Raw genomic sequence first — 18,340 nt, 5'->3', positions numbered from 1 at the left:
TCTTTACGTTGAGGCAAAAAGGATCCGGGCGGACTTAGCAAGCCCGGCAACAAAAGTCACCAAGGCAAACGGCGAAATTACCATCCACCGCCGCCGCCACCTCCGCCACCGCCGCCGGAGGATCCACCATCGCCGCCTCCACCGCCGAAAGCGGAGGATGAATTCGATGCCGGTGCAGGAATCGTCGAGGCTATGGTCGACGCCATGGAAGAGGAAAAGTCGCCGATCGTGCCGCCGATATTACCAGGGCGGAAATCGCCGGAATACCAGACCGGTGCGTAGGCTGCCGCGGCTGCACCTGCGGCGGTCGCAAGCCAGGTCTCGAAAGCGCTCGACCAGGGCTTTTCGACACCGAGCGCGACCGCATAGGGCAGCAGTTTTTCGAAATGCTGCGGCGACATCTGCGGCGCGCCCTGCATGTTCATCCGGTCTCGTTCGGCGAGCGTCAGATATTGCCGGAGGCCGGCGATGCCATCCATCATCTTGCGTCCAAGCGGTGTCGGCGCGCCCATCAGGAAATAGAAGACGACGTTGAGCGCAAAAATGCCGACGATGCCCGCCACTAGCGGCAGCAGGCCCGCTTCCCACAGTGGCACGACCGCGGCGGCAAAGCCGTTGACCGCGACGGATACCAATACGAAGCCGAAGAAGGCGCAGATCAGAACGGAAAGAATTCGCTGGCCGAGACTGGCGTTGGGACGCCGGAATCTTCGACCGATGATATTGGTAAAGATGGTCACGAAAATCGACAGGACACCGGGCATGACGATCAGCGGCACCGCATTTTCATGCAACCGCCCGAAGATGATGATGGATGCCAGGATCAAGACCGAGAGAGCAACACCGACCACGACATAGAGCGAGTTGGCCTTGTAATACTCGCCGCGATGATCGCGCTCGATCGCGCTGCGAAACTTCGCACCCAAACCCTGCACCGCCTCGCCGTTTTCCTTGTCTATGACGAGCGGAGAAAATGGTCCGACGGCCTGCATCAGCACCTTGTCGCCGCCGCTGAGATCGCCGCCGGCCTTGCCGGTCGGGCGGACAACGACCTTTTCCTTCAGATCATCGAGAATGACATAGCCGCGCACGGCAAGGTCGATTGCCGTCGCAGAGAATGCCGTCCAGCCGGAACTGGCGAAGCCCCTGTTATCGATATAGTTCACGAGCGCTGGCGAAATGCCGTCAGGCGGATCCCAGCGCGGGACCATGACACCTGCAGGTGGATCTCGGCCGACCGCGATCCAGCTTCGCATGTAATAGGCAAACAGCAGGATCAACCCGCCGATGGCTATGATCGTATCGAGATGATCCCGAAGGAACCAGCCCCATTGCTGGCTGTCGCTCGGCGGCGCAATCGCTCCTTTGGCCAGCTTGATGGCGATCGTCAGGCCCTCGGCGGTGGCGAGCGGCCTGGTTGTCGCGAAGGTAACAATATTGCCCTGTTGGCTCGCACTTGCGTTCTTGCCCGTAGCGCCGAGCGGCCCCGTAAAGAAGGCAAGCTGCTGCGGCTGCACGCCGTCGGGCAAGGTGACGATTGCCTTCGCGTTGATGATCGGGAACAGCCAGCCGTTGCCCGTCACGTTCCAGTAAAGCTGGTCGTGATCACCGAAATAGCGCATCTGCCTGTTGGTGTCATACGTCAGGCGAAATGTATGCGGGCCTGGGTTCAGGATACGATCGGCCTTGCCGATATAGATGCGTTCGCCGCCGCTGATACGCTCGCTGCGCCAATCCTCCGGCTGGCCGTCACGCTCGACGGAGACCACCTTGAAATCCACCTCGATTTCGCGGCCGTTGGCATCTGTCATCGTCAGCGGGAAATCCCGGAAGATGCCGCGGCGGATATCACGCCCCTCTGCATTTACGGAGATCGTCTCGACAACGCGCATGGAGCCGTCACGATGCAGCGCGATTGCCTGATCGAAATTGGTGATGAGCTCGGCTGCCGTCACCGCCGTCGCACAGAGCAGCAGGCACAGGGCCAGAAAGAATCCGCAAAGCCGTGTCATCACTCCCCCAAAGGATGGCCGCGGCGCCGCTGCTACCGGCACCGCTTTGCGTCATGATTATTCCGCGCTCAGCCTCCCTTGAGATGGCGGAGCGTCAGTCTTCGTAGGTGACCCCCAGCGAAGCCAGCACGTTCCAATAGGACGGGAAGGTCTTGGCGACACAATCGGGGTCGAGAATGGTGATGCCGCCGATCTTCAGACCGGCGAGCGCAAAGCTCATCGCGATGCGGTGATCGGCGAAACTGTCGATCTCCGCCGGCAGCACTTTGCCCGCCAGGCTTGGGTCGGATGCCACGATCAGATCGTCGCCCTCTTCGGTGCCGAGGTTCGGAACGATGCGCGACAGGCCGCTCGACAATGCGCGGATGCGATCGCATTCCTTGACGCGCAGGTTTTCAATGCTGACGAAGCGCACCGGCGTTTCGTTGAAGGCAGCGAGAACGGCAAGCGTCGGGATGGCATCCTGCATCTGCGAGCCGTCGATGACGGCCGGAAGATGCGGAAACTTCGAGATCAGGTCATAGGCTTTCGCATCCGGCTGCGAGAACTGTTCCGCCGGCGTGCCGAGATCGATCTTGCCGCCGCTGAGAACTTCGGCCGCCCAGAGATAGGTTGCGGCGGACGCATCCGGCTCGATCACGAAGTCGGCGGCATGATAGCCGGTGGGCTCCACGCGCCAGGCAACCGGGCTCACGCGCTCGACCTTGGCGCCGAAAGCGCGCATGGCCGCGACCGTGAGATCGATATAGCCGAGGGCACCGATATGTTCGCCGAGCAGCTCGACATCGACGGCGCGGTCGCCGCCGGCGGCCATCATCAGAAGCGCAGAGACATACTGGCTGGACAGGCCGCCATCGATCTGCACGCGGCTTGCCTCGAAGCGGCCGGTGCCGTTGATGGTGACGGGCGGGCAGCCGGTTTCCGTGGAGGCATCGACGCCGAGGGAGCGCAATGCGTCGACCAGTGGGCCGATCGGCCGCTTGCGCATATGCGCGTCGCCATCGACAATGACCTTGCCTTCGACGAGTGCCGCAGCAGCTGTCAGGAAGCGCGTCGCGGTTCCGGCATTGCCGAGGAAAAGCGGTGCAGCCGGCGCCTGCAGCTTGCCGCTGCCGGTCACGATGAAGGTCGTGTCATCGGGCTCATCGATGACAACGCCCATGGCACGCAGCGCTTCGGCCATATAGCGGGTATCGTCGCTCTTCAGCGCGCCGGTCAGCTGGCTCGTGCCCTTGGCAAGGCCAGCCAGCAGCAGTGCGCGATTGGTAATCGACTTCGATCCGGGCGGCATGGCGCGTCCGGTCAAAGGCTTGCCCGGCGGGATAATCGTGAGTTTGGCTCTACCCATCATCATTCTCTTTGGTCAGTCAGGAAGCCGGCCGATGGCCGGCGGTCGGCATCCTTTACCGCCTCGCATGAAAAACCGATAGCGGGAATCTCAGAACTTTACCGTAGGAACGGCGCGGTCGGCTTCGTTAGCGATCTCGAAATAGGCCTTCTTGACAAAGCCGAAGGGGCCGGCAATGAGATTGTTCGGGAAGGTTTCGACCTTGACGTTCAGATCGCGTGCGGCACCGTTGTAATAGCGGCGCGACATCTGGATTTCGTTTTCCACGCCCTCGAGTGAGCGCTGCAGTTCCAGGAAGTTGGTATTGGCCTTGAGATCGGGATAGGCTTCGGCGAGCGCGATCACCCGGCCAAGGGCCTGCGACAACAAGCCCTCTGCCTGACCTCGGGCGGCGACATCTCCAGACGGCACGGCCTGCGCCTTGTTGCGCAGTTCGACAACCTCTTCCAAGGTTTGGCGCTCGTGGCCGGCATAGCCTTTGACCGTCTCGACCAGATTGGGAATGAGATCAGCGCGGCGCTTCAACTGCACATCGATGCCTGACCAGGCCTCCTCAGCTACCTGACGTGCGCGGACGAGCCCGTTATAGGCGAAGACGACATAGAGCGCGGCCAGCACTATGATCGCGAGAAGAACAAGCATCTGAAATCCCCCGTGGCGACTGCAACCCAAGGGACACTAGGCAGATTTCACGCCAATGTCACTCGGCTTTAACGGTAGCGCAGAGCCAAGATAGGGCCGCAATGCCCAATCCTGGGGAAGCTTGCCTCAAGCGGCCTGCTGGTTCCAGTTGACGCCGCCGGCATCCGTCAGCAGGAAAGCTTCGCCGCAGGCCTTGGCGAGCGTGCGCACGCGCAGGATGTAGCTCTGGCGTTCCGTCACCGAGATGACACCACGGGCATCGAGCAGGTTGAAGACATGGCTCGCCTTGATGCACTGGTCGTAAGCCGGAAAGACGCATTTGTGCAGGCGATGGTTTTCGCTGTCGCCGGGCGCACCGGCTGCCAGCAACGCCTGGCATTCCTTTTCGGCATCGATGAAATGGCGATGCAGCGTCTCGGTATTGGCATATTCGAAATTATGCCGGGAGTATTCCTGCTCGGCCTGGAGAAAGACATCGCCGTAGGTGATCTTGTCTTCGCCTTCGAGGCCGTTGAAGTTCAGGTCATAGACGCTGTCGACGCCCTGAACATAGGTCGCAAGACGCTCTAAGCCGTAGGTCAGCTCACCGGCGACGGGAGCGCATTCGATGCCGCAGACCTGCTGGAAATAGGTGAACTGTGAGACTTCCATGCCATCGCACCAGCATTCCCAGCCGAGGCCCCATGCGCCGAGCGTCGGGCTTTCCCAATCGTCCTCGACGAAGCGGATATCGTGCAGAAGCGGATCGAGGCCGATCGCCTTCAACGAGCCGAGATAGAGCTCCTGCAGATTAGGCGGATTAGGCTTCAGGATGACCTGATACTGATAATAGTGCTGCAGGCGGTTCGGATTCTCGCCATAGCGGCCATCGGACGGGCGGCGCGACGGCTGGACATAGGCAGCGCGCCACGGCTTGGGACCGAGCGAGCGCAGCGTGGTCGCCGGATGGAACGTGCCGGCGCCGACCTCCATGTCGTACGGCTGCAGAACCGCGCAACCCTTATCGGCCCAGTAATTGTGCAGCGTCAGGATCAGCGCCTGAAAGGAGCGCTTCGGGTTCATATGGTCGGGCACGTTGGCAGTCATGGGATCAGCTACTATCTGCTTGGTGTAGGGTGGCGCGACAGGTGCCACGATAGGAGACAAGGGTCAAGACATGACGTATAGATAGCGCTATGCGTCTCCGCGCTTTCCTGGAGAAGATAATGAACATCAAAACCGAAATCACACTATCCGAACACCATCTTCGCCTTGCTGAAAAGATGGTCGAGGAAGGTGCGTTTCCATCGATTTCCAGCCTCGTCGAAGCTGCGATCGAGCAGATCGACCAAATAACTCACCATGATGATGCACCCAACGATGCGGTATCCGGCATGGCGGATGAAATTCGCCGGCGCATGGAATTGCCCAAGGATCGGTGGCTCCCTTGGGACGGCAAGGTAATGGCCTCCAGAGTGAAGGATCGGCTGCGCCAGAAATACGCCAAGTAAGTCGGCCCATGCGTTATGCGATAACCAAACATCCGCTTGTCGAAGGTGATCTCTTCGACATCGTCGATTTCATTTCCAGCTATGCAGGTATCGAAGTCGGGCTAGCAAAAATCGATGAAATCACGGAATTCATCGATAAGCTCGCCGACTTTCCACATGTAGGCACAGTGCGCACCGATATCGGGCCAAAGCTGAGAGCAATTCCCGCTTCAGAAAAGGCGGTCGTATGCTTCACGGTAGATGATGCGGCCCAGGTCGTCCACATTATCTGCATCAGCTACGCGGGAGCGGATTGGATGTCACGGGTGGAAAAACGACGCTGAGATCCGAATGATCGCTACGCATATTGGCTTCATCGCGATCAAACTTCCAATCGGCGGGAAACTCCAACCTGAACGACTTGACTTTCTCCAAAGCCGACTTCAGCCGCTCTGCTTCGTCCATACTACTTATCCTCGCGCTTCACATGATACTCGCCGGTTTTCGGGTCCTTAACCAGCGTTCCCATCGCGCCGGTGCGGCGTTCCGTTTCGGCACGGCGGGATTTTTCGGCGAGCCGCTGGGCATCGCGGACGAAACGCCGATACAGGAACCAAATCCCGCCGACTGCGATGATGAAGAAGATGATCCGGGACATTAGCCAGCGCTCCCGCTTACAATCCGTACCGGCTCCACAATGCCCTTTCCTCTGCCGCTTCCGCAAGCCCGGATGCAAGCCCGGCGCCGAGGCCATCCATGCTCCCAAGCGAGATGCCCGGAGCCTTGCGGCCGAAAAGGCTGCGCGGCGTGGTGATCAACATAGGCTTGACCTTATCGCCGAAGCGCTTCCTCAGCTCCTGGCGCATGTCGCCGAGACCATCGATCAGGCCGAGCTCCAGCCCGCGGCTGCCGGTCCAAAACAGGCCGGAGAACACCGTTTCGTCAGCCGAGAGTTTTCCTGTACGACGCTCGAGCACCATTTCGATGAAGACCTTGTGGATCTCCTGCTGCAGGCTCTTTAGATATTCAATGTCCTTTTCCTTCTCCGGCTTGAAGGGATCGAGGATCACCTTGTTCTCGCCGGCGGTATAGACGCGGCGCTCGACGCCGATCTTCTTCAGGAGCTCCGGAAATCCGAACCCGCCGGAAACGACGCCGATCGAGCCGACGATCGAGGTGGCATCGGCAATGATCTCGTCGCCGGCCAACGCGATCATGTAACCCCCGGAGGCCGCAACGTCCTCGACGAAGACAAGGACCTTCTTGTTTTTCTCGGCTGCCAGATCGCGGATGCGATTGTAGATCATCCGCGACTGCACCGGAGAACCGCCCGGCGAATTGACGATAATGGCGACAGCCGGCGCCGGCTTCATACCGAAGGCTTTTTCAAGAGCCTGGGATGAGCCTGCCAGATTCAGCGATTGCCGCAGCGGCCCTCCCCCGGAAGAGATGACGCCGCTCAGGCGGACGACGGGGATGATCACCTCCTCCTTGCGGAAGCGCTTCGGAAGCATGCGTCTCAAGAACCCAACCATTCGTCATCCCTGTTTCATGATGTTTGTTGCCCGTGATGTATGCATGGAAATGGCAAACGCAATATTGCGGATTGTATTTGATGCTCTGACGCTGAGGGCAGCCGAATGGCTATCGGCGCGGATACGAAGCGCGGCCGTTGTTCATATCATCGACGAAATCGGTGAATTTATGCGTCCCTTCGCCGTGCATGATCAGAGGTGCGCGCAGCGCCAGCCTCGCCCTCGAACCCTTGATCGCCGTCACCAGGATGCGCACCGCACTCTCGCCTTCGCGGGGATGGATCGGTGTGATTTCAATGCCGCCGAAGCGGCGACCGCAGGCGGCGATGATCTCGCCGATCGACTCCGGCCGGGCGATCAGCGACAGCTGCCCACCAGGGATCATGATCGCACCTGCCGTGCGAATCCATTTCTCGAACAGTCCGTCCGTCATGGCATGTGCCTCTGCCTTCAAGGCGTCGGGCGTCAACCGGTCGCTGGCATCGTTGAAAGGCGGGTTCATGATGACATGGTGGAAGCTGTCGTCGACAAGCCCCGCCTCGTTGCGATCCTTGCCGGTCAGCGTCACGTCGGCCTCGATAACGGACACGCGGCCGGCAAAACGGGCATTTTCCGGCAACGAAAGGCTCCTGCGCGCGAACTCGGCCATGTCGGACGAGCGCTCGAACAGCACGACCTCCGCCCGGTCGAGTCTCGAGGCCACGGCCATTCCGGCTGCTCCAGCACCTGCGCCGAGATCCGCCACCCGGATCGTCCGCTCATCTGCGACGAGGGCCGCCAGCAACATGGCATCCATACCGGAGCGGTGCCCCCTGCCTTTCGGCTGCACGACATGGAAGGCGCCGCGGTGGAAGGCATCGATGGTTTCGGAGGGCTTGCCGGTCATGGCCGACCTCAGGTCCGCACCGGGCGCAGTTCGTCACCGAGACCAGCATCAATGAGGATGCGGCGCGCCAGATCGGCACGCTCCTCCTCCACCAGAAAGCGGCGGGGCAGCATGCCGAGCGAACCCTCCAGAACGCTCATCGCCTGATCCGCCACCAGGCAATGGATTCCTGCATCCTTCATCAGACTCTCTGCAAATGAGAGAAGGACCGGGTCGTTGGTGCGGATCAGCTCGTGCATAAGCCTTAGAATTCCTGTCAAATTTACGCGACGAGACAATTCGCCTCTTGCCGCCTCTTTCGCCCCTTCTTATTGTGCTTTGCAGGAAATGAACAGGAGTCCGGATCGTTGGGCGTCGTGATACCGCTGGAAGAAAGCAAGAATAAACTGGCATCCATCAAGCCTTTGGTGGACCTGACCAAGGCGGACATGGAACGCGTCAATCAGCTCATCCTGTCCAAGGCCGGCTCCGATGTGCAGATGATCCCCGAGGTTGCGGAGCACCTCATCTCCTCCGGCGGCAAGCGTTTGCGGCCGATGCTGACGATCGCGTCCGCCGCACTGTACGGCTATCAGGGCGACAATCACATCAAGCTCGCGACATCGGTCGAATTCCTGCATACGGCGACGCTGCTGCACGACGACGTCGTCGATGAAAGCGATCTGCGCCGCGGCAAATCCACGGCCCGGATGATCTGGGGCAACCAGGCGAGCGTTCTGGTCGGCGATTTCCTGCTCGGCCAGGCTTTCCGCATGATGGTGGAAGTCGGCTCGCTCGAAGCGCTCGACGTACTCTCTTCGGCAGCCTGCGTGATCGCGGAAGGCGAAGTGCTGCAGCTTTCCGTTTCCAAGAACATGGAGACGACGGAAGACGATTATCTCTCGGTCATCCGCGCCAAGACCGCGGCGCTCTTTGCCGCCGCGGCCGAAGTCGGCCCGATCGTCGCCAATGCCGGCAAGGCGGAGCGCAATGCGCTGAAATCCTACGGCACCAATCTCGGCCTAGCCTTCCAGCTCGTCGACGATGCGCTCGATTACGGCGGCAAGGCTGCCGACCTCGGCAAGAATGTCGGCGACGATTTCCGCGAGGGCAAGATCACGCTTCCGGTAATCCTCGCCTATCGCCGCGGCACCGAGAAGGAACGCGCCTTCTGGCGTGAGGCCATCGAAACCGGCGATAACAGCGACGAGAATCTCGAAAAGGCCCTCGGCCTGATCACGAAATACGGCGCGCTGGCCGACACAATTGCCCGCGCCGTACACTACGGCACCATTGCCCGCGACGCCTTGGCGCCATTGCCGGAAACGCCCTGGAAATCGGCACTTCTGGAAGTGATCGATTTCTGCATCGAACGCGTTAATTGACAGCGGCGGCCTGAATTTGTTGCAGGGCCGCTTCAAAAAAGCCATCCTGTTGTGAATCAGTTGACACGAATGCGTTGTGCCGCCGGCGAAGTCGCCGGCCATTCCCTTGATGAAAGGCTTTCTAATGCGGCAGAGACTTGCCATCCGTTTCCTTTCGGGCGTAGCCTTGGCGGCAATCCTTTCGGTGTCCGCCCTGACTGGCGCGCGCGCAGAGGATAAGCCGGCAGCGCCGGAGGCCAGTGCTCCGGTCACTTCTTTCGATCCGGATAGCGTCGATACGTTCGCAGGCGCGTTCCTCGCCGCCCGTACCGCAGATGTCGATCACGACTACGATACTGCCATTGCGCTCTACAAAAAGGCGCTGATGATCGATCCGAGCAATCCGGAAATTCGCCAGCGGCTGATGATCTCGCTGCTGCTGAACGGCAATCTGGAAGAAGGCGTCAAATACGCCAACGAGTTGAAGAGCGATCCTTCGGTCGAGCGTGTCACGACGATCGTGCGCGGCATGGATGCCATCCGCCGCCATGAATACCGCACCGCGCAGGAAATCCTCAAATATAACGGTCCGAACGATCTCGACCGAATGATGACCAACCTGCTCGCCGCCTGGGCGCGTGCCGGATCCGGCCGCGGCAAGGAAGCAATCTCGATGATCGACAAGATGAAGGGCCCGGATTGGTTCAACATCTTCAAGAACTATCATGCCGGCGCCATTGCGCTGACGCTGGGCGACCTGAAGTCGGCACGCTCTCACCTTAACGATGCCATCCTCGACAAGACGGGCGGCGCGACCGCACCTGACACCTTCATGCGCGCCGTCATGGCGCTCGCACGCCTCGAAGCCAAGGCCGGAGACAAGCAGAAGGCCCTGGATGCGATTTCCGTCGGCGACAATCTCGTCAGCAATTATGCGCCGCTGAATGCACTGCGCGACAGCATCAGCAAGGGCGATACGCCGGATCAGCAGGTGACGAACGCCAGCGAGGGTGCAGCCGCCGTTCTGTTCACCATCGGTGCTGCGCTGAACCGCGATGGTGCCGAGGATGTCGTCTCGCTCTATTTGCAGATCGCCAACTCCCTCGATCCGAAGGCGGCCGATACGCTGGTCCTGCTCGGCGGGCTGGCCGAAAAACAGGAGCAGACCGATCGAGCGATCGCCTTCTACAAGAAGGTGCCTGATAATTCGCCGATGGCCCGCATCTCCGAGCTGCAGCTCGGCCTCGCACTCGCCCAGGCAGGTAAAATCGACGATGCACGCAAACATCTGAAGGCACTGATCGATTCCGATCCCAACGATGTCCGCAGCTATCTCGCCTATGGCAGCGTGCTTTCCGACGCCAAGGACTTCCAGTCCATGGCCGATAATTACGACAAGGCCGTGCAGATCATCGGCCCGGTGCCGAAGCGCAGCGACTGGGCGGTTTTCTTCCAGCGCGGCATTGCCTATGAGCGGCTGAAGAAATGGGCGGATGCAGAGCCGAACTTCAAGAAGGCCCTCGAACTCAATCCGGACCAGCCGCAGGTGCTGAATTATCTGGGCTATTCCTGGGTCGACATGAACATGAACCTCGACCAGGGTTTGGACATGATCAAGAAGGCCGTCGATCTGAGGCCGGATGACGGCTATATCGTCGATTCCCTTGGCTGGGCCTATTTCCGCCTCAACCGTTTCGATGATGCGGTGAGCGAATTGGAGCGGGCAGCGCAGCTCAAGGCCGGCGATCCGACGATCAACGACCATCTCGGCGACGCCTACTGGCGTGTCAATCGCAAGCTCGAAGCCGTCTATCAGTGGAACCGGGCGCTCGCCTCGAAGCCGGAAGAAGCCGATATTCCGAAAATCAAGGAGAAGGTCGAGAAGGGCTTGCCGCCGCTCGACAACGATCCGAAGACTGTTGACAAAAGCAAGCTGCCCGATCCAGCACCCGCGCCCTCGCCCGACGCGAACGCTCCGGCGCCGGTCGACAAGAAGTCCTAAGATTTCCATGAGCACGATCTTGGCTGCGGGCGATTTCGACCTCACGGAAGAAGCGCCCGCAAAGATCAATCTTGCATTGCATGTCACGGGTCGCCGAGCCGATGGCTATCATTTGCTCGACATGCTCGTCAGCTTTGCCCGCCATGGCGACCGTCTTTTCTTTCGCGCAAGTGCGGATGACGATTTCAGTCTCTCAGGACGTTTTGGCCCGTTGCTTTCGGCCGATGCCGAGGCCGGCGACAATCTCGTTCTCAAGGCGCGCGATCTCTTGCGGCAGGCAGTCAACTCGGCCGGCTTCGATGCCCCCCCTGCCCATATTCATCTGGAAAAGAATCTACCGATCGCATCCGGCATCGGCGGCGGCTCGGCGGACGCGGCGGCGACCTTGCGCGGGCTGATGCGGCTATGGCGCGTTACCCTGCCGGAGGCGACGGTCAAAACCATCGCCTTGAAACTCGGCGCCGATGTGCCGATGTGCCTTGCCAGCCAACCGCTGGTCGCGCGCGGGATTGGCGAGGCGATAGACCTGCTGCGGGGATTTCCCGCCTTTGCCGTTGTTCTCGGCAATCCGCTTGTCGGCGTCTCGACATCGGATGTGTTTCGGCAGCTCACCCGCAAGGACAATCCGCCGCTCTTGTTTCCATCGCAGATGCCGCAGGGACATGGCGAATGGATCGACACGATCAAGACCTTGCGCAACGATCTCGAACCGCCGGCACGATCGATCTGCGGTGAGATTTCAGCGCTCTCCGGCCTGATCGAAAGCCAGGCGCCGATCATGACGCGCATGTCCGGTTCCGGTGCGACGTGCTTCGGTATTTTCAACGATATCGAACAGGCGGCGGCCGCCGCCGCTTCGCTTCACAGGCAGCGGCCGGACTGGTATTTCCAGGTAACCGAAACGATCGCGGGAGAGGCATGATGGCAGCGTCAGGCAACGAAAGATCCTTCATTCCCGTCGGCATCGCCGTGCTGACCGTTTCCGACACACGCACGCTCGCTGACGATAAATCCGGCGATACGCTGGCTGCCCGCATTGTGGAGGCGGGTCACAGGCTTGCTGCCCGCGCTATCGTGCCAGACGACAAGGAGCGCATCCGCGCGCAGGTGGAAGCCTGGACGAAGGACGATGCGATTGATGTGGTGATTACCACCGGCGGGACTGGCTTTACCGGCCGCGATGTCACGCCCGAGGCGCTGGAGCCGCTGTTCGAGAAGCGGATGGATGGGTTTTCCGAGGTCTTTCATCGCATTTCCTACGACAAGATCGGCACGGCGACGATCCAGTCACGGGCGACCGGCGGTGTAGCCAATGCCACCTTCATTTTCGTACTGCCGGGTTCGCCTGGCGCCTGCAAGGATGCATGGGACGGCATCTTGAAGGCGCAACTCGACTATCGCCACATGCCCTGCAATTTCGTGGAGATCATGCCGCGCCTCGACGAGCATCTAAAGCGCGGCGCCGGCTCGAGATAAGTCTTCTGCTCAACGCGATATTGCGCGTCGATCATGCCTTCGGCAGAACAGGAATTGATTCCCAAGAATCGCCGATGAGAATGATGCAGCTCCGGCCGGATACGTCGCTCATCAGCAGTGTCCAGTTGCCGCTCTCGGCGGCGTAGATCTCAACAATCGTGCTCTGATCGAGCTTGCCGACGGCCGAAAGCTTTTCAGAGAGATGGTCACCAAGAAACGCGACGATATCGACGCGTTGAGCGCAGGCCAAGGTCACCTGAGCGGCGGCAATGCCGGGGAAAAGAGTTGCATTTGCAACGAAGATCGTTGCCATGAGGCGGTAGAGCATCGTGCGTTTCATAACGCACCTCCTTTCGCCGAAATCCCGGCAGAAAAGGAGAGTTCCGCTGACCAGTTCCGCCTGATATCGGCATCTTCATGGTCGGCCGCCTGACGCGACACGCATAAGGTGCCGCCACATGCAAATTATCGCAGCTATTCGCGCGTTTACAAATGGAATCTGCGGAACGCTAGCGCAGTTCCAGCAAAAGTGCGAAGCGATTTTGCGTCCGGAGCTGCGTAAAAACAAGAAGATGGAGCGTTTTCGCGATTCGAAGAAAAGCGGAAACGCTCTAGGCCCTATCGCGCCGCGCGTGCCACCCAGGACGGAATGAGCTCGCTTGAAAGCCGTCGGCCCTTCTGTCCCTTGGCGAACTCCGCCAGCCCCATGCCCGACCTGGCGACGGCGATCGCCTGGTGCTTGGAAAGCAGCAAACCCAGTTCCAGGGGCGCCGTACGACGGCCAATTCGCTTCAGAAAGGGGCGACGATAGCCGCGCGATGCTGTAAAGCGCGCCGGCACCTTGTTCAGCGAGACATATTCGGCGATCTCATCGATCCAGCCGGCTTGCGGCCGCGCGCCCGGCTCGACCAGCAGCAACCATTCGCCCCTCGCAGACCGTAATATATCCTTGATATCCCACTGCGAATAAAAGCGGCAGCCGGCGGCATCGGCCACCTTCGATGTGCCGTCCCTGGAACCGTGATCGAGCACGACCACGTCGCTGACCAGCCCTTCGACCGCTCCTGCCACCAATGCCGCCAATGTCTGCGCCAGCTCGGGTTCGTGATCCTGGCATTCGATGATGACCGTCAACATTGCCCATTTATAGAGCGGCGCATAATTTATTGCCAGCACCTAACCCTCAGGCTCGAGCGTTTAAGAAAAGCATCATAAGCGGCCGAAAATTCTCACGGCCGGCGCCGCCGAATACCTCCCGTGAATGAGATGGAAAATGACGATCGCGGATTTTTGTTCTTGCAATGTTCTTATTTGTCGGATAGGAATTTAATCATCTTAGACGCGGCATGCGATGGCATGAGCCGCCCTGGAGCTACCGATGAACGAGCAGTCCCTTGCAGGGCAGGCCGCTTTCGCGCCTGCCAATACGGCAGATGTTGCCAATGCTTTGATCGCCGATGCCGGTCTCAGGGTCGACGTCGAGCGTCGGCGTGGGCGCGGCGCCGGATTGAACCCGAGCGGCCGGTTCGAGCCGCAGCAGCGCGAAGCCTTCGACGACGGCTGGCAAAGCTGGGAAGAGTTGCCGCCATTCAAAACCGAAGTGCAGGTGGAGAAGCCGCGCACGGCCATTACCCGCAACGAATCCCCCGATATTCCCTTCGACCGATCGATCAATCCTTATCGCGGCTGCGAGCACGGCTGCATCTATTGCTTCGCACGGCCGACGCATGCCTATATGGGACTGTCGGCGGGGCTGGATTTCGAATCGAAGCTCTTTGCCAAGCCGGATGCCGCCAAGCTTCTGGAGCGTGAGCTGGCAAAGCCCGGCTACAAGCCGCGGGTGATTGCCATCGGCACCAATACCGACCCCTATCAGCCGATCGAGAAGGAATGGCGGATCATGCGCCAGATTCTCGAAGTGCTGAACCGGGCGAACCATCCGGTTGCCATCGTCACCAAGTCGGCGCTGATCATGCGCGATATCGACATTCTGAAAGAGATGGCCGCCAAGAACTTGGTGCGCGTAGGCCTGTCGGTGACGACACTCGACCGCAAGCTCGCGCGCACCATGGAGCCGCGAGCCGCGACGCCGCCGCGGCGGCTGGAGGCGATCCAGGCTTTGAGCGAGGCTGGGATCCGCACCTCGATCATGGTGGCACCAATCATTCCAGCGCTCAACGACCATGAGATCGAGCGTATCCTCGACGCCGGCAAGGCGGCCGGTGCGCTGGAGGCAAGCTATGTCATCCTGCGGCTGCCGCTGGAAGTAAGCCCGCTCTTCCGCGACTGGCTGCTGCAGCATTATCCGGATCGCTACCGTCACGTCATGTCGCTGATCCGCTCGATGCGCGGTGGCAAGGATTACGATGCCGAATTCGGCAAGCGCATGAAGGGTGCCGGACCCTATGCCTGGCAGATCAGCCGCCGTTTCGAGATGGCGACCCGCCGGCTCGCGCTCACACGCCGCAATATTGCGCTACGCGACGACCTGTTCGTGCCGCCGGATGGCAGCGGCGTGCAGCTGTCGCTGCTCTGACGATCCCTGCGGGTTTTCCCTGTACCCGCTGGAAAAGCCCCTGGCTTCGCCGCCATGATCCACCGGGGGCTTGCAGGAGATCGGGTGGTGTGCGAGCTTCGCCGCATGTCACGCCGTGCACCACCCGATTCTCCAATGCTGTTCGAGGATGTTCCGCTCGTCCCCACTTTCGAGCTGGAACTGATTGCGCGCCGTGCCGGCCATTGGCCGGTTGCCGGGGCCGATGAGGCGGGCCGAGGCCCACTTGCCGGACCGGTCGTGGCGGCCGCCGTCATTCTCGATCCAGAGCGTATCCCGAACGGGCTAAACGATTCCAAACAGTTGACAGCCGCCAGACGTGAGGAGCTGTTCGTCGAAATCCTGGCGACGGCAACCGTGTCCATCGCCTCGTCGAGTGCCGGCCGTATCGACACGACCGATATTCGCAAGGCAAGCCTCGATGCGATGCGCCGTGCCATTTGCGGGCTTGCCGTGCCGGCGAGCTATGTGTTGACCGATGGGCTCGACGTGCCTGTTGGGCTCGCCTGCCCAGGAAAAGCCGTGGTCAAAGGTGATGCGCGCTCCTTCTCCATTGCTGCCGCTTCGATCGTGGCCAAGGTGACACGCGACAGAATGATGGCGCGTGCTGGTGTCGTTTTTCCGGCCTATGGTTTCGCGGCCCATGCCGGCTATGGCACGGCGCAGCATCGTGCAGGTATCGAGGAGCATGGTCCCTGCCCGCTGCACCGCATGAGCTTTCGCCCCTTGCGCAAAGAGGTCATCTAAGCACTCAGCCCGTCAGCCCCGCGGCGATTTCAGCCGACCGCTTTCTGATATATGCAACATCTTCTCTGTAGATGCGGTCATGTCCCTCGTGGAGATTCCGACGATATCTCTCGATGCCGCGGGCAGCTTCCCGTTCCATGAAGGCCAAAAGAGCCTCGAGCCGCTCGACGATGACGTCAGGCAATGAGGGACGCTCGGCAATGGACAGGCCATAGGCATCGACAAAGACGCGGGCGCGACCAACTTGGGCGGCAAGTGTGTCCATTCCGTCGACGGCGACGCTGGAGGACAGCGGCGCCCAGCGATAGACGGCATAGGCCAGATCCCACATTCGCGAACCGGGATGCGCAGCCTCGAAATCGATGATACCGGTCACTTCGCCATCGTTCAGGACGACATTGTAGGGAGCAAAATCCCCATGGCAGATGACCTCGCAAGGCGAGCGGGCCGGTAGTTGCCAGGTGTGATCGGCCTCGAGGTCTTTTGCGAACAAGCGGGAACAATCGTGATAGCGACGCAGCAGCGATGCAGCCGACCGTAGCGCCATTTCGCCGCGCATATCAATGCAGTCATCGAGATCGCCCGTATCCCCGAGCAGATAGGTTACCCGCTCCCAGGCCTTGTCATATCCAGCCGAAATCGGAGCTGCATCGAATCCATGCCGATGCAGCGCAGCCAGCAAGGCGTGGACGCCGGGTGTCCATGCCGCAGCCGGTCTCACGATGACATCGCCTTGACGAAACGGTTCGCCGCCTGTCGCTGCCTGCATCCATCCCTCCTCAATCTCATGATTTTGCTGTTGGTTCCGGCAATGATCAACCCAGCAGGAGGGAAATAAAAAACCCCGCCGAAGCGGGGCTCTTTCGAATTTCGATATTCCCAGGGCTTAGTTCAACCGCGTCTTCACTTCCTTGACGGCATCGCTGAAGAGACCGGACTGGACGTTCCCATCGGCCTTCTTGGCAAGCACCGATTCAGCAGCGGCGATCGCGAGGTCGACAGCAGCGGAGCGGACCGCCTTCATCGCATCGGCTTCAGCCTGCTTGATCTTCTGCTCGGACAAAGCCGTGCGGTTGGCAACAAATTCCTCGGTCTTCTTGCGAGCCTCGGTCGTCAGCATTTCCGCTTCGCGCTCAGCTGCGGCAACGATGTGTGCTGCCTCAGCCTCGGCTTCCTTGCGCTTGCGCTGATATTCGGCCAGCAGGTGCTGGGCCTCTTCACGCAGGCGCTTGGCTTCCGCCAGCTCGTTGCGGATCTGATCGGCGCGGTCGTCCAGCGACTTTGCCATCATGCCCGGAACCTTCAGGTAAACGATCAGGCCGAGGAAGATGAGAAGGCTGACAAAGGCGAAGAAGGTGTTGTCTAAAGCAAACTCCATGGATCACCCCTCCTGCTTGGCGGCAGCTGCTGCAACCGCAGAGGCGACATCGGCCTTGCCGGCGACATTGCCGACCAGCTGCTCGACGACGGCACTAGCCGTCTCCTCGGCAACCGCACCGACATCACCGAAGGCTTTCGCCTTGATTTCAGCAATGCGGCCTTCTGCAGCCTTGAGCTTCTCAGCCAGGCTTGCCTCGATCGCCTTGCGATCCTCTTCGGCCTTGGCCTTGGCGGCATCGCGGGCAGTGGCGCCGATGGAATTCGCCTTGGCGCGCGCAGCGGCCAATTCGCTTTCATAGGTCGCGACGGCGGCATCGGCTTCAGCCTTCAGACGCGAGGCCTCTTCGATATCCTGGGCGATCCGGTCGTGCCGGCTTTCCAGAATGCTACCGACGCGCGGAATAACGATCTTCTGCATGGCCACGTAGAAGATGACGAAGGTGATCACCAGCCAAAACAGCTGTGACGGATACGTCGTATGGTCAAACGGCGGGAATACGCCGCCGTGATGGCCTTCATTCGGCGCACCCGTTTCCGTGTGCACCGCTCCGGCGGCCGGCGGTGCTTCTTCAGCATATGCCGGGGTCACAAACATGCTCACCTCCAGGTGGTCTGCAAATACAAAGAATCACGGCTCGCTGCCCGCGAACCGTGATCTATGACGCCGCTGATATCAGACGGCGAAGAGCAGGAGGAGAGCGACGAGCAGCGAGAAGATGCCCAGAGCTTCCGTAACGGCGAAGCCGAATACCAGACGGCCGAACTGGCTGTCAGCAGCCGACGGGTTGCGCAGTGCGCCGGACAGGTAGCTGCCGAAGATATTGCCGAGGCCGAGAGCCGTGCCGGCCATACCAAAGCAAGCCAAACCTGCGCCGATGAACTTTGCTGCTTCCGCGTCCATGTTGAACTCCTTTGAAATGGTTGTGCGGTGAATGACTGACGCCGT

22 protein-coding genes are annotated in these 18,340 nt (G+C 60.4%); 8 read left to right on the top strand and 14 right to left on the bottom strand.

Annotated features, from left to right (window positions below):
- Positions 1-77 precede the first annotated feature (77 nt).
- The 4 genes from FBZ97_RS25830 to FBZ97_RS25815 form a co-directional block, all read right to left on the bottom strand.
- Positions 78-2,012, bottom strand: a complete 1,935-nt coding sequence (locus FBZ97_RS25830; RefSeq protein ID WP_145322673.1) for a DUF2207 domain-containing protein — start codon at positions 2,010-2,012, stop codon at positions 78-80.
- A 94-nt stretch (positions 2,013-2,106) separates the two neighbouring features.
- Positions 2,107-3,363: a 3-phosphoshikimate 1-carboxyvinyltransferase gene (locus tag FBZ97_RS25825; protein ID WP_186449550.1), complete on the bottom strand. Its 1,257-nt coding sequence runs from the start codon at positions 3,361-3,363 to the stop codon at positions 2,107-2,109.
- 87 nt (positions 3,364-3,450) lie between these two features.
- Complete coding sequence (locus tag FBZ97_RS25820; protein ID WP_145322669.1) at positions 3,451-4,002, bottom strand: LemA family protein; 552 nt, start codon at positions 4,000-4,002, stop codon at positions 3,451-3,453.
- A gap of 126 nt (positions 4,003-4,128) precedes the next feature.
- Complete coding sequence (locus FBZ97_RS25815) at positions 4,129-5,088, bottom strand: glycine--tRNA ligase subunit alpha (RefSeq protein ID WP_113353864.1); 960 nt, start codon at positions 5,086-5,088, stop codon at positions 4,129-4,131.
- Positions 5,089-5,207: 119 nt separating this feature from the next.
- Between FBZ97_RS25815 and FBZ97_RS25810 the strand changes: the two genes are divergently transcribed.
- The gene (locus FBZ97_RS25810; RefSeq protein WP_145322667.1) at positions 5,208-5,492 is read left to right on the top strand and encodes a hypothetical protein; all 285 of its coding nucleotides are present in this window, start codon (positions 5,208-5,210) and stop codon (positions 5,490-5,492) included.
- Between the two features lie 8 nt (positions 5,493-5,500).
- Positions 5,501-5,815 carry a type II toxin-antitoxin system RelE/ParE family toxin gene (locus tag FBZ97_RS25805; RefSeq protein WP_145322665.1) on the top strand — a complete coding sequence of 105 codons (315 nt, stop codon included), beginning with the start codon at positions 5,501-5,503 and terminating at the stop codon, positions 5,813-5,815.
- Positions 5,816-5,937: 122 nt separating this feature from the next.
- Here the strand turns inward: FBZ97_RS25805 and FBZ97_RS25800 are convergent, their stop codons facing one another.
- The 4 genes from FBZ97_RS25800 to FBZ97_RS25785 all read right to left on the bottom strand — a co-directional run bounded on the left by FBZ97_RS25800 (position 5,938) and on the right by FBZ97_RS25785 (position 8,131).
- Positions 5,938-6,129, bottom strand: coding sequence for a hypothetical protein (locus FBZ97_RS25800; protein ID WP_069612441.1), 192 nt, complete (start codon positions 6,127-6,129; stop codon positions 5,938-5,940).
- A gap of 16 nt (positions 6,130-6,145) precedes the next feature.
- Positions 6,146-7,006: a S49 family peptidase gene (locus FBZ97_RS25795; protein ID WP_145322663.1), complete on the bottom strand. Its 861-nt coding sequence runs from the start codon at positions 7,004-7,006 to the stop codon at positions 6,146-6,148.
- Between the two features lie 109 nt (positions 7,007-7,115).
- Positions 7,116-7,892: a methyltransferase gene (locus tag FBZ97_RS25790; protein ID WP_113353861.1), complete on the bottom strand. Its 777-nt coding sequence runs from the start codon at positions 7,890-7,892 to the stop codon at positions 7,116-7,118.
- Between the two features lie 8 nt (positions 7,893-7,900).
- Positions 7,901-8,131, bottom strand: a complete 231-nt coding sequence (locus FBZ97_RS25785; RefSeq protein WP_069612438.1) for a DUF2007 domain-containing protein — start codon at positions 8,129-8,131, stop codon at positions 7,901-7,903.
- A 108-nt stretch (positions 8,132-8,239) separates the two neighbouring features.
- On the opposite strand from FBZ97_RS25785, the gene FBZ97_RS25780 reads away from it, so the two are divergent.
- The 4 genes from FBZ97_RS25780 to moaB all read left to right on the top strand — a co-directional run bounded on the left by FBZ97_RS25780 (position 8,240) and on the right by moaB (position 12,713).
- Positions 8,240-9,256, top strand: a complete 1,017-nt coding sequence (locus tag FBZ97_RS25780; protein ID WP_069612437.1) for a polyprenyl synthetase family protein — start codon at positions 8,240-8,242, stop codon at positions 9,254-9,256.
- Between the two features lie 124 nt (positions 9,257-9,380).
- The gene (locus tag FBZ97_RS25775; protein ID WP_113330985.1) at positions 9,381-11,237 is read left to right on the top strand and encodes a tetratricopeptide repeat protein; all 1,857 of its coding nucleotides are present in this window, start codon (positions 9,381-9,383) and stop codon (positions 11,235-11,237) included.
- A gap of 7 nt (positions 11,238-11,244) precedes the next feature.
- Positions 11,245-12,159: a 4-(cytidine 5'-diphospho)-2-C-methyl-D-erythritol kinase gene (locus FBZ97_RS25770; protein ID WP_145322661.1), complete on the top strand. Its 915-nt coding sequence runs from the start codon at positions 11,245-11,247 to the stop codon at positions 12,157-12,159.
- Complete coding sequence (moaB, locus tag FBZ97_RS25765) at positions 12,159-12,713, top strand: molybdenum cofactor biosynthesis protein B (protein ID WP_145322794.1); 555 nt, start codon at positions 12,159-12,161, stop codon at positions 12,711-12,713. Before FBZ97_RS25770 ends, moaB begins: the two co-directional genes overlap by 1 nt.
- Before the next feature lie 31 nt (positions 12,714-12,744).
- Here moaB and FBZ97_RS25760 read toward each other — a convergent pair whose 3' ends face one another.
- Entirely contained in the window at positions 12,745-13,053 is a 309-nt protein-coding gene (locus tag FBZ97_RS25760) for a hypothetical protein (RefSeq protein ID WP_145322659.1), read from the bottom strand.
- A gap of 278 nt (positions 13,054-13,331) precedes the next feature.
- The gene (locus FBZ97_RS25750) at positions 13,332-13,850 is read right to left on the bottom strand and encodes a glycosyl transferase (RefSeq protein WP_069612432.1); all 519 of its coding nucleotides are present in this window, start codon (positions 13,848-13,850) and stop codon (positions 13,332-13,334) included.
- A gap of 241 nt (positions 13,851-14,091) precedes the next feature.
- On the opposite strand from FBZ97_RS25750, the gene FBZ97_RS25745 reads away from it, so the two are divergent.
- Together FBZ97_RS25745 and FBZ97_RS25740 are read left to right on the top strand one after the other, a co-directional pair.
- Positions 14,092-15,249, top strand: a complete 1,158-nt coding sequence (locus tag FBZ97_RS25745) for a PA0069 family radical SAM protein (RefSeq protein ID WP_113330981.1) — start codon at positions 14,092-14,094, stop codon at positions 15,247-15,249.
- Between the two features lie 105 nt (positions 15,250-15,354).
- Entirely contained in the window at positions 15,355-16,014 is a 660-nt protein-coding gene (locus FBZ97_RS25740) for a ribonuclease HII (protein ID WP_113330980.1), read from the top strand.
- 4 nt (positions 16,015-16,018) lie between these two features.
- Here FBZ97_RS25740 and FBZ97_RS25735 read toward each other — a convergent pair whose 3' ends face one another.
- The 4 genes from FBZ97_RS25735 to FBZ97_RS25720 all read right to left on the bottom strand — a co-directional run bounded on the left by FBZ97_RS25735 (position 16,019) and on the right by FBZ97_RS25720 (position 18,295).
- Positions 16,019-16,783, bottom strand: a complete 765-nt coding sequence (locus tag FBZ97_RS25735; RefSeq protein WP_145322655.1) for a phosphotransferase — start codon at positions 16,781-16,783, stop codon at positions 16,019-16,021.
- 117 nt (positions 16,784-16,900) lie between these two features.
- Positions 16,901-17,392, bottom strand: a complete 492-nt coding sequence (locus FBZ97_RS25730; RefSeq protein WP_069612429.1) for a F0F1 ATP synthase subunit B — start codon at positions 17,390-17,392, stop codon at positions 16,901-16,903.
- A 3-nt stretch (positions 17,393-17,395) separates the two neighbouring features.
- Positions 17,396-17,989, bottom strand: a complete 594-nt coding sequence (locus tag FBZ97_RS25725; protein ID WP_145322654.1) for a F0F1 ATP synthase subunit B — start codon at positions 17,987-17,989, stop codon at positions 17,396-17,398.
- Between the two features lie 78 nt (positions 17,990-18,067).
- The gene (locus tag FBZ97_RS25720; RefSeq protein ID WP_015338972.1) at positions 18,068-18,295 is read right to left on the bottom strand and encodes a F0F1 ATP synthase subunit C; all 228 of its coding nucleotides are present in this window, start codon (positions 18,293-18,295) and stop codon (positions 18,068-18,070) included.
- Positions 18,296-18,340: the final 45 nt, after the last annotated feature.

The organism is Rhizobium sp. ERR 942 (genome assembly GCF_007828395.1).
Classification (GTDB): Bacteria; Pseudomonadota; Alphaproteobacteria; order Rhizobiales; family Rhizobiaceae; genus Rhizobium; species Rhizobium dioscoreae.
Note: the sequence above shows the minus strand (reverse complement) of the source record. Positions and strands in the feature narration are given on the sequence as shown.

What these genes read in the sequence shown, in the direction of transcription:
- FBZ97_RS25830 (WP_145322673.1), bottom strand. Translation starts at nt 2,012, where the DNA reads ATGACACGGCTTTGCGGATTCTTTCTGGCCCTGTGCCTGCTGCTCTGT.
- FBZ97_RS25825 (WP_186449550.1), bottom strand. Translation starts at nt 3,363, where the DNA reads ATGATGGGTAGAGCCAAACTCACGATTATCCCGCCGGGCAAGCCTTTG.
- FBZ97_RS25820 (WP_145322669.1), bottom strand. Translation starts at nt 4,002, where the DNA reads ATGCTTGTTCTTCTCGCGATCATAGTGCTGGCCGCGCTCTATGTCGTC.
- FBZ97_RS25815 (WP_113353864.1), bottom strand. Translation starts at nt 5,088, where the DNA reads ATGACTGCCAACGTGCCCGACCATATGAACCCGAAGCGCTCCTTTCAG.
- FBZ97_RS25810 (WP_145322667.1), top strand. Translation starts at nt 5,208, where the DNA reads ATGAACATCAAAACCGAAATCACACTATCCGAACACCATCTTCGCCTT.
- FBZ97_RS25805 (WP_145322665.1), top strand. Translation starts at nt 5,501, where the DNA reads ATGCGTTATGCGATAACCAAACATCCGCTTGTCGAAGGTGATCTCTTC.
- FBZ97_RS25800 (WP_069612441.1), bottom strand. Translation starts at nt 6,129, where the DNA reads ATGTCCCGGATCATCTTCTTCATCATCGCAGTCGGCGGGATTTGGTTC.
- FBZ97_RS25795 (WP_145322663.1), bottom strand. Translation starts at nt 7,006, where the DNA reads ATGGTTGGGTTCTTGAGACGCATGCTTCCGAAGCGCTTCCGCAAGGAG.
- FBZ97_RS25790 (WP_113353861.1), bottom strand. Translation starts at nt 7,892, where the DNA reads ATGACCGGCAAGCCCTCCGAAACCATCGATGCCTTCCACCGCGGCGCC.
- FBZ97_RS25785 (WP_069612438.1), bottom strand. Translation starts at nt 8,131, where the DNA reads ATGCACGAGCTGATCCGCACCAACGACCCGGTCCTTCTCTCATTTGCA.
- FBZ97_RS25775 (WP_113330985.1), top strand. Translation starts at nt 9,381, where the DNA reads ATGCGGCAGAGACTTGCCATCCGTTTCCTTTCGGGCGTAGCCTTGGCG.
- FBZ97_RS25770 (WP_145322661.1), top strand. Translation starts at nt 11,245, where the DNA reads ATGAGCACGATCTTGGCTGCGGGCGATTTCGACCTCACGGAAGAAGCG.
- moaB (WP_145322794.1), top strand. Translation starts at nt 12,159, where the DNA reads ATGGCAGCGTCAGGCAACGAAAGATCCTTCATTCCCGTCGGCATCGCC.
- FBZ97_RS25760 (WP_145322659.1), bottom strand. Translation starts at nt 13,053, where the DNA reads ATGAAACGCACGATGCTCTACCGCCTCATGGCAACGATCTTCGTTGCA.
- FBZ97_RS25750 (WP_069612432.1), bottom strand. Translation starts at nt 13,850, where the DNA reads ATGTTGACGGTCATCATCGAATGCCAGGATCACGAACCCGAGCTGGCG.
- FBZ97_RS25745 (WP_113330981.1), top strand. Translation starts at nt 14,092, where the DNA reads ATGAACGAGCAGTCCCTTGCAGGGCAGGCCGCTTTCGCGCCTGCCAAT.
- FBZ97_RS25740 (WP_113330980.1), top strand. Translation starts at nt 15,355, where the DNA reads ATGTCACGCCGTGCACCACCCGATTCTCCAATGCTGTTCGAGGATGTT.
- FBZ97_RS25735 (WP_145322655.1), bottom strand. Translation starts at nt 16,783, where the DNA reads ATGCAGGCAGCGACAGGCGGCGAACCGTTTCGTCAAGGCGATGTCATC.
- FBZ97_RS25730 (WP_069612429.1), bottom strand. Translation starts at nt 17,392, where the DNA reads ATGGAGTTTGCTTTAGACAACACCTTCTTCGCCTTTGTCAGCCTTCTC.
- FBZ97_RS25725 (WP_145322654.1), bottom strand. Translation starts at nt 17,989, where the DNA reads ATGTTTGTGACCCCGGCATATGCTGAAGAAGCACCGCCGGCCGCCGGA.
- FBZ97_RS25720 (WP_015338972.1), bottom strand. Translation starts at nt 18,295, where the DNA reads ATGGACGCGGAAGCAGCAAAGTTCATCGGCGCAGGTTTGGCTTGCTTT.